Origin of the sequence: Cytobacillus firmus (genome assembly GCF_023612095.1) — a bacterium.
Lineage (GTDB): Bacteria > Bacillota > Bacilli > Bacillales > Cytobacillaceae > Cytobacillus.
In genome coordinates this window covers 4,064,530-4,077,010 of record NZ_CP086235.1, presented here as the reverse complement: position 1 = coordinate 4,077,010, position 12,481 = coordinate 4,064,530, and the positions used below count along the sequence as shown (strand labels likewise).

General features: G+C 39.6%; 12 protein-coding genes, 8 tRNA genes and 2 pseudogenes. 18 read left to right on the top strand and 4 right to left on the bottom strand.

The genetic code is table 11. The features are described 5' to 3' along the window. Positions 1-13 precede the first annotated feature (13 nt). From LLY41_RS20785 to LLY41_RS20750, 8 genes are all read left to right on the top strand, one after another. A tRNA-Phe gene (locus tag LLY41_RS20785) sits at positions 14-89 on the top strand. Positions 90-111: 22 nt separating this feature from the next. Then, positions 112-195: transfer RNA gene (locus LLY41_RS20780), tRNA-Tyr, on the top strand. A 7-nt stretch (positions 196-202) separates the two neighbouring features. After that, positions 203-276 (top strand) — tRNA-Trp (locus LLY41_RS20775). Between the two features lie 11 nt (positions 277-287). Next, positions 288-363 (top strand) — tRNA-His (locus LLY41_RS20770). Between the two features lie 25 nt (positions 364-388). After that, a tRNA-Gln gene (locus tag LLY41_RS20765) sits at positions 389-463 on the top strand. A gap of 8 nt (positions 464-471) precedes the next feature. Continuing rightward, positions 472-545, top strand: a tRNA-Cys gene (locus LLY41_RS20760). A 14-nt stretch (positions 546-559) separates the two neighbouring features. Then, positions 560-633 (top strand) — tRNA-Gly (locus tag LLY41_RS20755). Between the two features lie 8 nt (positions 634-641). Further along, a tRNA-Ile gene (locus LLY41_RS20750) sits at positions 642-718 on the top strand. A gap of 138 nt (positions 719-856) precedes the next feature. Here LLY41_RS20750 and LLY41_RS20745 read toward each other — a convergent pair. Continuing rightward, positions 857-1,750, bottom strand: a complete 894-nt coding sequence (locus LLY41_RS20745; RefSeq protein WP_304586473.1) for a gluzincin family metallopeptidase — start codon at positions 1,748-1,750, stop codon at positions 857-859. A gap of 479 nt (positions 1,751-2,229) precedes the next feature. Here LLY41_RS20745 and LLY41_RS20740 point away from each other — a divergent pair. Continuing rightward, positions 2,230-3,430: pseudogene (locus LLY41_RS20740) on the top strand (IS110 family transposase). Positions 3,431-3,586: 156 nt separating this feature from the next. Here LLY41_RS20740 and LLY41_RS20735 read toward each other — a convergent pair. Next, a pseudogene (locus tag LLY41_RS20735) lies at positions 3,587-4,574 on the bottom strand (IS1595 family transposase). A 369-nt stretch (positions 4,575-4,943) separates the two neighbouring features. Here LLY41_RS20735 and LLY41_RS20730 point away from each other — a divergent pair. The 8 genes from LLY41_RS20730 to LLY41_RS20695 all read left to right on the top strand — a co-directional run bounded on the left by LLY41_RS20730 (position 4,944) and on the right by LLY41_RS20695 (position 10,883). Continuing rightward, complete coding sequence (locus LLY41_RS20730; RefSeq protein ID WP_142301785.1) at positions 4,944-5,084, top strand: cytochrome c oxidase subunit 2A; 141 nt, start codon at positions 4,944-4,946, stop codon at positions 5,082-5,084. Positions 5,085-5,096: 12 nt separating this feature from the next. Then, positions 5,097-5,561: a cytochrome c oxidase subunit II gene (locus LLY41_RS20725; RefSeq protein ID WP_076263118.1), complete on the top strand. Its 465-nt coding sequence runs from the start codon at positions 5,097-5,099 to the stop codon at positions 5,559-5,561. A 14-nt stretch (positions 5,562-5,575) separates the two neighbouring features. Next, complete coding sequence (locus tag LLY41_RS20720) at positions 5,576-7,270, top strand: cbb3-type cytochrome c oxidase subunit I (RefSeq protein WP_095245813.1); 1,695 nt, start codon at positions 5,576-5,578, stop codon at positions 7,268-7,270. Positions 7,271-7,330: 60 nt separating this feature from the next. Continuing rightward, on the top strand, positions 7,331-7,963 hold the full coding sequence (locus LLY41_RS20715) for an SCO family protein (RefSeq protein ID WP_304586472.1): 633 nt from the start codon (positions 7,331-7,333) through the stop codon (positions 7,961-7,963). Continuing rightward, on the top strand, positions 7,960-8,520 hold the full coding sequence (locus tag LLY41_RS20710; protein ID WP_095245811.1) for a hypothetical protein: 561 nt from the start codon (positions 7,960-7,962) through the stop codon (positions 8,518-8,520). Before LLY41_RS20715 ends, LLY41_RS20710 begins: the two co-directional genes overlap by 4 nt. Before the next feature lie 128 nt (positions 8,521-8,648). Next, entirely contained in the window at positions 8,649-9,437 is a 789-nt protein-coding gene (locus LLY41_RS20705) for a DUF2935 domain-containing protein (protein WP_304586471.1), read from the top strand. A 203-nt stretch (positions 9,438-9,640) separates the two neighbouring features. Beyond that, positions 9,641-10,510: a cation diffusion facilitator family transporter gene (locus LLY41_RS20700; RefSeq protein ID WP_251170068.1), complete on the top strand. Its 870-nt coding sequence runs from the start codon at positions 9,641-9,643 to the stop codon at positions 10,508-10,510. A 97-nt stretch (positions 10,511-10,607) separates the two neighbouring features. After that, entirely contained in the window at positions 10,608-10,883 is a 276-nt protein-coding gene (locus LLY41_RS20695; RefSeq protein ID WP_251170067.1) for a hypothetical protein, read from the top strand. Positions 10,884-11,074: 191 nt separating this feature from the next. On the opposite strand, the gene LLY41_RS20690 is transcribed toward LLY41_RS20695, so the two are convergent. Then, complete coding sequence (locus LLY41_RS20690; protein ID WP_251170079.1) at positions 11,075-11,494, bottom strand: hypothetical protein; 420 nt, start codon at positions 11,492-11,494, stop codon at positions 11,075-11,077. A 213-nt stretch (positions 11,495-11,707) separates the two neighbouring features. Here LLY41_RS20690 and LLY41_RS20685 point away from each other — a divergent pair, with 213 nt between their 5' ends. Beyond that, positions 11,708-12,244 carry a DUF3267 domain-containing protein gene (locus tag LLY41_RS20685; protein WP_251170066.1) on the top strand — a complete coding sequence of 179 codons (537 nt, stop codon included), beginning with the start codon at positions 11,708-11,710 and terminating at the stop codon, positions 12,242-12,244. Here the strand turns inward: LLY41_RS20685 and LLY41_RS20680 are convergent, their stop codons facing one another. Continuing rightward, entirely contained in the window at positions 12,245-12,478 is a 234-nt protein-coding gene (locus LLY41_RS20680; protein WP_251170065.1) for a hypothetical protein, read from the bottom strand. It lies immediately after the preceding gene. Positions 12,479-12,481 lie beyond the last annotated feature (3 nt).

Below are 12,481 nucleotides of genomic sequence, written 5' to 3'. Positions count from 1 at the left end.
AAAAACTTGATATGGCTCAGTAGCTCAGTCGGTAGAGCAAAGGACTGAAAATCCTTGTGTCGGCGGTTCGATTCCGTCCTGAGCCACCATTTTCTTAGTCTTTACAGACTTGGAGGGGTAGCGAAGTGGCTAAACGCGGCGGACTGTAAATCCGCTCCTTCGGGTTCGGCAGTTCGAATCTGCCCCCCTCCACCATTTATATAGGGGTATAGTTTAATGGTAAAACGAAGGTCTCCAAAACCTTTGATGTGGGTTCGATTCCTACTACCCCTGCCAGTAGGATAGTGGCGGTTGTGGCGAAGTGGTTAACGCATCGGATTGTGGCTCCGACACTCGTGGGTTCGATTCCCATCAATCGCCCCATTATTCTTTTTTTTGCATTATATTTTGGGCTATAGCCAAGCGGTAAGGCACCGGACTTTGACTCCGTCACTCGCAGGTTCGAATCCTGCTAGCCCAGCCATTTTTTTAGGCAGCATAGCCAAGTGGTAAGGCAGAGGTCTGCAAAACCTCCATCCCCGGTTCAAATCCGGGTGTTGCCTCCAAACCAAATTTATTTGCGGGTGTAGTTTAGTGGTAAAACCTCAGCCTTCCAAGCTGATGATGAGGGTTCGATTCCCTTCACCCGCTCCAACACATATGGGCCTATAGCTCAGCTGGTTAGAGCGCACGCCTGATAAGCGTGAGGTCGATGGTTCGAGTCCATTTAGGCCCACCATTATACATACCATTATCAAACTAATTCCAATAGGGATTAGTTTTTTTTGTTTTTGGCTCTGTTAAAGTTTAATGTTGTTATTAATTATTAAATGGAACTTCCACAAATTTGGAAGTTCCATTTAATAATATTCTGCAATTAAGAAGTTTTTAATAGCTGTTCTTTATTTGCTTCCAAGTGATTGATAATTTCTTGAATTTGAGGTTCATAGCTGCGAATGGTTTCTTCATTCGGTATGGATTTTCTCTGAAGAAACTCTTTCCATTCCATTTCAAGATGTTCTAATTTTTTCCCATAGACCGCATGTATTTCATCAGTTAAATTCGGGCGGTCATATATTTTCACAAACTTTTCCATGCCATATTGATTAATAAGAAAATCTGAGAATGAAGCAGATTCAATATACCCCAACCACCTTAAAGAATAGGAATCTTTATTTAAATTTGAATGAGTGAAAATTTTTTCCTCTCTCAGCAACGTTTCCAGAGGAATGCTGATCCCTCGTGTCATTAAATATTTCATAATACCGTGCACATCTTCATGAAAATTGGGGAATGCTCCTCTGTCTGAATACGAATCCTGCATAAAAATCGCAAGACCTTCCTGTGTCACATGTCCTTCAGTGTAACCCAATATGACATGGGTAAGTTCGTGGATAAGAGGATAATTTCCTTCTTTCACCCAGTAGAGGTGAATGGTGTTGTCGCTCGCATAGCTTACCTTCTTCTCATCATAGAGGTGTAAATAGATTTTTGATGGGGAAGACAACGATACATTTTCTTTTTTCAGTGCAGTGTAAAAGGAAAGAGTTTCCTCTTTTATTTGCTTTAAAGTTGCTTCGGAAAAACTTCCTTTATTGAAAATATTTATTTCTATTTCTCCATCTTCCGTTTTAAATTTCTGAAAGTCATTATCTTGTGAAGAAGACTTTTTATCGGATGCATCTGAATCTGTTTTATGGTCGCTGCACCCAGTAAGAATCAACAGTATCAAAAATACAAAAGAACCAAATTTTTTATATCTGCTCAACATTCTTCTCTCCCACTTTCTTTAGAAAATATTGCTACATGAAAATTCTATCTTCATAATCCTTATGTAAAAAAACATCTAATTCTAATACGGTTTAACTTGGATTAGTTTCAATATTCCTGCAATTTTAGGTATTCTTTACCTGCGTCCTACCTTAAATTAAGATGTTTGTTTTAAACTACAACATTATTTTAAATCCATATATCCTATTAAACTAAACTGCTTCGTTCGTATTATAAGGTCATCCAGATATGAAAATATTTCTGGTTGACCATTTTTTATATGGTCTTATTATAACGGTAGCCGGGGTAAAACGTAACTGCCCGTGGGACCTGGATCCCGTCAGCTAAACAGTTTGCCCCCTACTTGTAGAAACATGATTGAGGCTGGTTGGGACATAGATCTCGTATAACAAGCGAAGCTGTGATACTGCAAGGAGAATAAGGGGTACCGGCAAAATTAAAGATTAGGAGATGATTTTGGTGAATCCAGTCGTTGGTCTGGATATTTCTAAGGGGGAAAGTCAGGTTCAAGCTTTTGTCGATAAAGGTAAACCATTCCGAAAGAGCTTTAAAGTAGCACATACTATTCAGGGTCTTGCTTTACTTGTAGAGTTTTTAGAGGTAGTACAAAAAGAAACAGGTTTAAAACCTCCAGTTATTCTTGAAGCTACTGGACACTATCAAACAGCAGTAGTCCAATATTTAGAGGAACGTGGGTATTTATTAATTATTATTAACCCTTTGATTTCCTACAAGGCGAAAAGTTCAAGTTTAAGGAAAGTAAAGACAGATGCCGTCGATGCTTACCACCTCTGCGAGTTGTTTTACAAGGAGGAGTTAGAACCTTATAAAAAGCGAGGGGTTCAGCTTTTAAATCTTCGTAACCTTACAAGACAACACGAGAATATTACAGGAGTGATGATTCAGACAAAGCTTCAGTTCCAGGCTATTCTAGATCAAGTATTCCCTGAATATCGGGGAGTGTTCGGTGATTTATATTCTGTAGTATCACTCTTAACCTTAAAGGAGTTTCCGTCCTCTGAAGACATATTAGAAGCTAGTGATGAAACACTCTCAAATAGAATTAAGGAATTATGTAAAAGTCGCTCAATCAGATGGGCCAACGAAAAAGCCTTACAACTAAAAGAGGCGGCAACTCGCAATCCCTTTGAAAAGACAGTCTATCAGAGTCATTTCTTAAGCTTAGGTATGTATATTAATATTATTCTTCAATACAAAGAGCACCTATCCACATTGGAATCAGAGATAGATGCCCTCGCTAAAGAAGTTGAAGAATATAATATTATCAAATCTATCCCTGGTATCGGTGAAAAGATCGCTGCCACGATCATTTCTGAAATTGGGGGCTTTCGCTGGAGTAGATCCTAGTGTTTTTGAATCAGGCAAGTTTACCGCCACAAAAAACCGAATCACTAAAAGAGGTTCCAGCAGGCTTCGCCACGCCTTATATATGGCTGTTCGTTGTGCGATACGTGACTGTCGCAAGAGCAAAACAAGCGATGAAATCATTCCTCGAAATAAGAAATTACGAGAGTTCTATGATAAGAAACGCGAGGAAGGAAAACCATTTAAAGTAGCTGTAATTGCTTGTGTAAATAAGCTCTTACACTGGATATTTGCCTTATTAAGAGACAGAACAAATTTCCAAGATATAGCATAGTAGCAACATCTAACTAAATAACGAAAAACCTTCCAGTTCAGAGAATATGAAGGTTATTTAGTATACCCTTTTTTAGTATATCACGATGAATTTCGATATTTTAATGAAAAATATTGACAAACTATTAGCTGGTTTAGTTGAACAAGAAAATAATGCTTAAATCGTGAATTTAGATAACCTTAGTGTATCATATGTTTCCATATTTTGTATTAAATTCCCTTTAATCATCAAGTCATTTATAGTAACAGCATTCCTTTGATGTTGAATGGATTCTAACACTTGAAACCAAGCTAAGTAATTGTTCAGATATTTAGTTGCAACTCCATTAAAACGTTGTATCCATCCTTTAAGCCTACGGTGCTAATTGTTTACGTTCTGGAATTGATAAATATCCATCCCTTTTTCAGCAGCATATGTTTTAAAGACTCGCCAAGAATCGGTACATAAAACATTCGATAGCTTTGTCTAACTGCTCTTTTGTTAATCGACCCATTCCCAATGTTTGCGTAAAAGTCATCTTTTCACGGTCTCTTGCGACTAAAACACATACTTGTTCGTTGCTTATGCCCCGTTTCTTAGCGGAACCACCACGTTTGCAGGGTTTTCTGTCTTTAATTATTCTTTGTCCCTTTTCGGAGTATAGGAAATAGGTCTCGTCCATTTCGACGATACCTTCAAAATTAGATTTTTCCATTTGTTTTAATGATGATAAGAGTTTGTGCCTCCAGTAGAACAATGTAACGTGAGTAACATTACCAACTAATTCAGCAGATTTACGAAGAGAATATCCTTCTATCATACATTCAACGAATTTAATCCATTGATTTAGATGGCGTGTTCGATAAAGAGGAGTATTTGTTAGGTCAGTAAATGTCTTTTTACACGCTTTACAACGATAACGTTGTTTTTCTACTTCATCTCCATCAACTCTTGTTGAGTATGTGCCATACCGAACGATATGCTCTGAATCACAATCAGGGCAATGATAACCGCGTTTATTTTTGCGTTCAGATATTTCTTGTAGAACAGTTCCTGTCGAGGAAGATGCAGTAAGAGCATCAATTAAATACTCTCGTAGTCGGTGTTTTTCTGCTGGATTTAGTTTTTGAATGGCTTTAAGAATATCAGTTGCTCTCACAGACATCACCACTTTTATATAGTTAAAACCATTATAGAACATATGTTCCTGTATATCAACAACAGCCTTTAACAAAGCCTTGTTTTTAGAAACTTTTTTAACGGCTCTCTCAAAGAGGAACAGGCTAGTCTACTGTAAATGCATATAACGAATGTGGAAGCGATGAGCTAAGTTGATACTTTGTGAATACTTTGTGAACCGTTATGCTTCCCAGAGCACCATTCCGTGGGGAAAACCCTTGATACTACAGAGTTTTAGCCAAAATTGCCCCCCTTTTGCCTTTGAGGAAATATGAAGAAAGTGTGATTCATTTCACTTTTATGAAAACCCTTCTCAACTATGATGTAAGTAACAAAGTAAAGGAGCTGATGGAAGGTGAATACACAAAAAGTGGACCAAAGCAGTTCAAAAGAACAAAACTCACTAAAGGGTACGTTCTTTTCAGTTACAGTTGTAGGCCTTGGGATCTTTGTTACGTATTTAATCTTGTACGGCCTGTATATGGCCAGAATATAGGGGGGATAAACAATGATGCATCGTTCTGAAAAGGTATGGCTTATTTTAAGCTTTGGAATGATTATTGGATTCATGTTAATCGCAGGCTACCAGGCATTCGCCTTTGAAATGGGGCCGCCAAGCTATGGAGAGCGAATTGATCCTCAGAAAGTGGATGAAACAGCACCGTTCGATAAGCCAGGAATTAAGAAAATTGGCGATAATGAGTATGAAGTAGTTATGACTCTTCAAGTGTTCAGTTTTACTCCGAGTGAGATAGAAGTGCCTGCAGGATCAACAGTTCATTTTACATTGACGTCAAAAGATGTCGTTCACGGGTTCCAGGTTGCCGAAACTAACTTAAATGCTATGGTTGTGCCTGGTTATGTACAAAAAATCACTCAGAAATTTGATAAGCCGGGCGAATATTTGGTTCTATGCAATGAGTACTGCGGTGCGGGTCATCAAATGATGAGCACGACCATTACAGTGAAATAAAGGGGGGATAGACAGTGGAAACAGTTATTAAGCAATCAGGAAAAACACAAGTTTTTAAGGATAAAGCAAATAAAGTTATGGGAATTAGCCTCGAGGATGCAAAATTAACGAAATCATATTTATCTGTTGCTTTCTTGGCCATCCTTCTGGGCGGAATACTCGGACTGGTGCAAGGCCTGAACCGGGCTGGAATGCTCGAATTGCCGGCATGGCTGAATTATTATCAGGTTCTGACAGCTCATGGTCTTCTGCTGGTAGTCGTATTGTCAGCGTTCTTCACAATTGGATACTTCTATGCTGGGTTATCCCATACACTGGGCGGCCTGCTTCCTAAGGTCAGAAAGATGGCATGGATAGGCTTCTGGATGAAGATTTTCGGATTTGTCCTAGCGGTAATCCCGATTTTAATGAATGAAGCATCTGTTATGTATACTTTCTATCCGCCAATGGCTGCTTCACCTATTTTCTATATCGGCTTAGTATTTATCGTATTGGGTGTATGGATGTGTGCCTTTGGTGCCTTTATCAATGTGGCCAGCTGGAGAAAGAGAAATCCCGGCAAGCATATCCCGATTCTTTCTTTCTTTGCAACCGGCGTTTTTGTTCTCTTATTCTTCGGAAGCATACCTGTAGCAATCGAGGTTTTTACTATAATTCCTTGGGCTTTTGGATGGGTTGAGACAATAAATGTTATGGTTGCACGTACGCTGTTCTGGGCGTTCGGCCATACGCTGGTTAACATCTGGTATTTAACGGCAGTCTCTGCATGGTATGTCATCGTGCCGAAAATTATTGGCGGCCGAAGATGGAATGATCTCTTAACAAGAATTGTGGTTATTGCATTAGTAATTATGAATATTACCGGTGGCTTCCACCATCAAATTATTGACCCAGGTATCTCTGAATCTGTGAAATACATGCACGTGTTTATGAGTTTGGCAATTGGCTTCCCTTCATTAATGACTGCTTATGCAATGTTTGCGGTCTTTGAACGCACTGCGAGAAGGAAAGGCGGAAAAGGCATTGTTGGCTGGTATAAAAAGCTTCCTTGGGGAGATGTCAGATTCCTTGCGCCATTTATCGCAATGGCTGCTTTTATCCCTGCAGGGGCAGGCGGTATTGCTCAAACTACAAACCAATTGAACCAAGTAGTCCATAACACGATGTGGGTCGTTGGCCATTTCCACTTAACACTTGGCATGTCAGTAGTTATGACGTTCTTCGGCCTAAGCTATTGGCTCATTCCTTATGTATCTAAAAGAGTGCTGACACCGCAGATCAACAAGCTTGGGGTTATTCAAACAATTATATGGACTATCGGTATGATCATCATGTCAGGTGCGATGCACTGGGTGGGTCTGCTGGGATCTCCAAGAAGAACTTCCTATTCAACATATTTTGATAATGCAACTGCTTTAAGCTGGGATCCTTATCTATTCTTCCTGGCAATCGGTGGAACGCTTCTAATGATTGGTGTCCTTATGCAGGTATACGCAGTATTCTACCTCATGTTCTTTGCACCAAAAGGAAACACAGAGTTCCCTATTGCGGAAGTGGAAGAAGATGAAGCGCCAACACCTAGATGGACAGAACGCTGGGGATTGTGGGTTGTGTGTATGATTGTCCTTGTCGGCATGGCATATGTCATTCCATTGGTCGATTTCATTGTCAATGCGCCTCCAGGTTCACCTCCATTTAAAACCTGGTAAGGAAAGAGAGATAGCTCGGCTGCTGGGCTGTCTCTTTCTTTTAAAAGGAAGTGATGAATCATGTTTCCAAAAAATAGAACGGCTTTATCAAGCTTGCTTGTACTGATGTTTGGCGTAGTCCTATTTTACATTGGCACAGATGGGTTTCAGGCTTTTACTGCTGAAAAAGCCAGGGTTAATCAGTTAATGGATGAAAAGCCCCAGTTCCCGGACGTAACACTTGAAGATAATAATGGAAGGACCTACTCTTTCTCGGAATTTGAAGGGAAGTATGTTTTTATTACTTTTTTATATACTTCATGCGGTACGGTTTGCCCTGAGCTTGAGGTTAATATGTCTGAAGTATATAAACGAATTCCGGAAGAGTATATTGGTCACGACATTCAATTCCTTAGCATCAGTTTTGATCCGGAGAGGGATGATCCAAAAACATTGGATACGTACCGTCAGGCTTTCGGCAGTGACGGAGAAACATGGAGAATGGCAAGGATCCCGGATCAAAAGGAGCTTGAATCTTTGCTGGACCGATTTGGCGTTATTGTCATACCGGATGAATACGGCAACTTTGCCCATAACTCGGCTTTTTATCTGGTGAACCCAAAAGGACAGTTAATCGAAGTCATGGACTATACCTTGATTGAAGAAGCGGCTGATCGGGTAACGGAGATTCTGCACAGCGGGAGGGAAGAATGATGAAGTCACCAGTTTACGGATTGCTTCTGCTTCTTGCCTTGATGCTCCCGCCAGTAGCTAATTTGCTGGAGTCCATTATGATTACCCATATGCACATGCAAATGCCCCTGCTCATGATCTCCGGATTATTCATGGCGAAGTTCTTTCAGAATCGTTTTCCGGAGTTTTTCTCAAAATGGAATGAAAATGGAGTGCCGGGTCTATTGCTGTTTTCAATCATTATGGTTTATTGGTCTCTGCCAAGGACGATGGATGAAGCTTTGACGCTTACAAGTGTAGAAGTCTTTAAGTTTATCTCACTGCCATTTTTGGCTGGGGTGCCATTGCGGGACAGCTGGCCAAAGCTAAGTTCATTTTGGAAGCATGCTCTCATTATATTCTTTACCATTCTTTTTCTAGCTTTGGGATGGCTATATATCTGGTCTCCTGTACAGCTTTGCAATAACTATTTGGTTATCGAGCAGATTACGCTAGGCTGGGGTTTCATCTCAACCGCGTTTGCGATGGTGGTTTACTTGATTTATAGCTATTTTATGGATTTTTCAAAATATGAATAAAAGAATGACTGCTTCCTACTTGGGAGCAGTTTTTAAATTTTCAGCTGATTAATCTGGCTAATGAACATGGAATAACTCAGAAAATCAAAAATATATTTGAAGGAGTGAGTAATTAAGGAGGGGAAGACATGGCGGATCCAATTGTCGCTAGATCATTGGACGAAATTAAATTTTGGTCCAGGATTATGAAAGAACATTCCTTATTTTTAAGTTTGGGATTTACATATGAACAGAAACAGCTAATAACCGAAGCACAGCAGTTTATTGCATTGTTTGAAAGAATCGAGGAAAAGCTGGCTAGGTTTAATGTAAACTCGGAACTTGGCCAGGTGCAAGCTTTTAATAACGAGGTTTATCAGGCTGCTGCCGCAATCTGGAGTTATAAAAGAAAGGTATTGGGTTTGACATTAAGATGCGAAATTCGTTCAAATAATTACCCTTTATTGATTGACCATATCAGCAGAGAAGCAGCTTATTTTGCTAATCGATTAAAAGAGCTTAATTCAGGGGTACTTGCTCCAAAACCTGAAGCCATTATAGAGGAGAATGTATTTTTCCTAAAGATCATGGCAGATCATGCTAAATTTATCGGCCATTTATTAGACCCTTCCGAAAGAAAGCTGGTTGAACAGGCCAGAGAGTTCAGCCATGATTTCGATCAATTGCTATTCCAGGCTGTGGACCTGGAATCTATGCAGCCGCAATCAGAAACGAAACCGATTCTGAGCCAATTCTTAAACCAGAATAAAGTATCAGTTGCTTCATTAAGGGATTTTAAGAAAACTGCCAGAGAATTAATAGAGGCATGCCGGATCAAAAGCAATATTCATCCTCTTCTGGCTGACCATACATTTAGAGAAGCAGAGAGATTCTTAGAAATTATCGATATGTTTGAGGCGAGTCTTAAGAGGGCTTAGATTTGATTGGAAGGCTGTTCATATTCTGTTTCCCACATTAAGATGATACAAACAAGCCAGCCTTTTACGGGCTGGCTTGAATTTTCATTGGTACAACTTAATTGCACTTTGCTTATTTATTTATTAATAGTCAAAAAGATTGCTCTAGACCCACCCGAATGCCGCTTGGTAATATAATCAAGGGTAATATAGGAGGCTAGGGCATGGAAGAAGAAAAGTATCGAAACCTTAAGTTGGGTGAGCGTGCTGCGGTTATTAGCATTGCGGCTTATATATGTCTTTCTATACTAAAATTAACAATTGGATATGTGAGTAATTCTGCCGCTTTGAAAGCGGATGGATTGAATAATACGACGGATATTATTGCTTCAATTGCAGTGCTTATAGGTCTTAGGATTTCCCAGCGTCCTCCGGATAAAAATCATGGGTATGGTCACTGGAAGAGTGAAACCATTGCTTCTATGGTAGCTTCCTTTATTATGGCTGCTGTAGGTCTTCAGGTCCTGCTGAATGCTGTTTCATCCATGTTTGAAGGTGTTAATGAATCTCCTGATATTTTTGCGGCATATACGGGAGTTTTTTCTGCAGCTGCAATGTACTTTGTGTACCGCTACAACAGGAAATTAGCGAATAAAATTAACAGTAAGGCCGTAATGGCAGCTGCAAAGGACAATATTTCAGACGCCTGGGTGAGTATAGGAACAGCAATCGGCATATTTGGGTCACAGCTGAACATGCCATGGCTTGATCCTTTAACAGCCATTATTGTCGGGCTATTAATATGCAAAACGGCTTGGGATATTTTTGTACAAGCTTCCCATGAGCTTTCAGACGGATTTGATGAAGAAAAGATTAAAGAATATCAGGATGCCATCAAAAAAGTAAACGGGGTTAAAGGAATAAAAGATATTAAAGGTAGAAGCTACGGCAATAATGAAGTTATCGATGTAGTTATCTTAGTTAATTCCACACTTGATATTAAGGAAGCCCATGATATTGCGACACATGTGGAAAAAGTCATGATGCATGACCATGGTGTTTATGATGTGCATGTTCATGTGGAGCCAAATTGAGTCAAATGAAACTATCCAGAAATTAACTCTAATTAAAACGAATACGGTTCTTTTATTACTAAATCACGCGTATCCATAGAAAGAAGGAGGGGATGCGATGGAAGTGCAGCAGGCAAAGATGGAGAGCAATGGAATGGCTGTAGCTTCACTGGTTCTTGGCATATGCGGGATTGTATTAGGACTGATACCGTTTATTGGATGGTTTCTTCTGCCAGCCTGGATCCTGGCCATTATTTTTGGTGCAGTGGGGCTGAAAAAGGGTCAGAGCAAAGGGATGTGCTGGACGGGACTTATACTTGGAATTGGAACATTTATATACAAGTTCGGCTTTTGGATACTGGTTGCCATCGGGTCAGCATCAGGAAGCGTATAGAAAGGACAGCGCAAGCTGTTCTTTTTCGTGAATAACTTTTGGTCTCTAAACTGCTCGTTCCAATTTCTGTGTATCGGTGCTTTGCGGGCATTTATGACTTATGCAAAAAGAAAGAAGTATAAAGTTTTAGGGAACCTAGTGAATTGGAGGTTCCCATTATTATTAATAAAATCAAGATTTACAAATCTTCCTTAACTGAACACTTTATCCAATTCCCTAAACATATCATAGGCATTGACCAGATGTTCAGGTACAATACCCCTCCCATAATCCCAGGAGTTTCTTTCTATTTCTGCCATGAGCTGTTCTTTCTCATCATCTTCTCCGTACATAAGCGTTCTGATGTCATGTTTGTTTTTCTTGAAATCCAGATAATAGCCGATCTCATGGTAAAGCATTAATTTTACCAGGTTCTCATTTGTCTCTTTTATTTTAAAATTAATTTTAGCTATGTAGCCGTTCACCTTCAGGTAGTTAAATTTTATTGTATTCGTTGAGACATTGTAGCTCATAGGTGAAGCGAGTGTATTGCTGAACTCGTAATTTATTTTGAGGCGTTGCTCGTTCAATGTATGTAAAATGATTTTTTCAATATCCCAGATATACAGCACTTTTCTTATCACTGTCCTTTCATTTTTTCTTGCCTTGATTATACAAGTCTAACAGTGGCGGTAACAGTGTTTTTCGCTACTTTAGGTCCATTTGGGCAGAAACTGTACATTATGAAAAACTGAGACTGAGGCAAAAGAAGGAGAGGAATCTGAAACTTCGCTGTTGCTTGATCCGTAGATATGGGTATTGACTAACTCTGATGGGGTGAAAAATTGGATAATAAAAAAGCAACCGTTGTTTCTGTTTCGATGATGAAGCTGCAGATTTATTTGTTTTTTGCAACGTTGGCACTTATAATTGGGGTCCTCTTTTTACATGCTGTGATTTATGGCGGCGGGGAAATGACTTTTGATCTTATGGGTATGCTATTATTTTTTGCTGGCATGGTCGTAATCGTTATTTTGCATGAAGCCATTCATTTGGCGGGTTTTCACTATATTGGCGGTGTTCCTTGGAAGGAAATGTCCTGGGGAGTCAACCTGAAAATGGGTATAGCTTATGCTCATGCCAAACAGCCTGTGACAGTTCAGCAGATGAAAAAGGTGTTATTGTTGCCATTTATTCCGACTGGCTTACTGCCGCTTATTCTGGGAGTTGTGTTTAACATGCCTGGATTATCGATCCTGGGAGCGATATTGACAGTTGGTTGTCTGGGAGATCTCATTTTGTATCAAAAGCTATTAAAATTTTCGAATGAGGCTCTTGTCATTGACCATCCGACTAAACCACAATTTATGGTTTATGAATAGCTAGCTTTTATATTTGCTGTCCCATCTAATAAATAGCTGCGTGAAATAGAAAGCAGCGAGGGCTGCCAGTGTTGATATGAGCAGGTTTCTCATGAAATCCAGACCATAAAGGCGGATCCCGATTAATTTAGAAGCAGTGGTGCACAATCTCCAGTTTTCATACACTATTGCTGTCTTATGGAATAATGGAAAGAAGACACCGAACAGCATGAGAAAATAAATATATTTTTTCATTAA

Coding starts and splice junctions, on each gene's coding strand:
- LLY41_RS20710 (WP_095245811.1), top strand. CDS start 7,960: ATGATGAAGTCACCAGTTTACGGATTGCTTCTGCTTCTTGCCTTGATG.
- LLY41_RS20700 (WP_251170068.1), top strand. CDS start 9,641: ATGGAAGAAGAAAAGTATCGAAACCTTAAGTTGGGTGAGCGTGCTGCG.
- LLY41_RS20680 (WP_251170065.1), bottom strand. CDS start 12,478: ATGAAAAAATATATTTATTTTCTCATGCTGTTCGGTGTCTTCTTTCCA.
- LLY41_RS20745 (WP_304586473.1), bottom strand. CDS start 1,750: ATGTTGAGCAGATATAAAAAATTTGGTTCTTTTGTATTTTTGATACTG.
- LLY41_RS20725 (WP_076263118.1), top strand. CDS start 5,097: ATGATGCATCGTTCTGAAAAGGTATGGCTTATTTTAAGCTTTGGAATG.
- LLY41_RS20695 (WP_251170067.1), top strand. CDS start 10,608: ATGGAAGTGCAGCAGGCAAAGATGGAGAGCAATGGAATGGCTGTAGCT.
- LLY41_RS20705 (WP_304586471.1), top strand. CDS start 8,649: ATGGCGGATCCAATTGTCGCTAGATCATTGGACGAAATTAAATTTTGG.
- LLY41_RS20715 (WP_304586472.1), top strand. CDS start 7,331: ATGTTTCCAAAAAATAGAACGGCTTTATCAAGCTTGCTTGTACTGATG.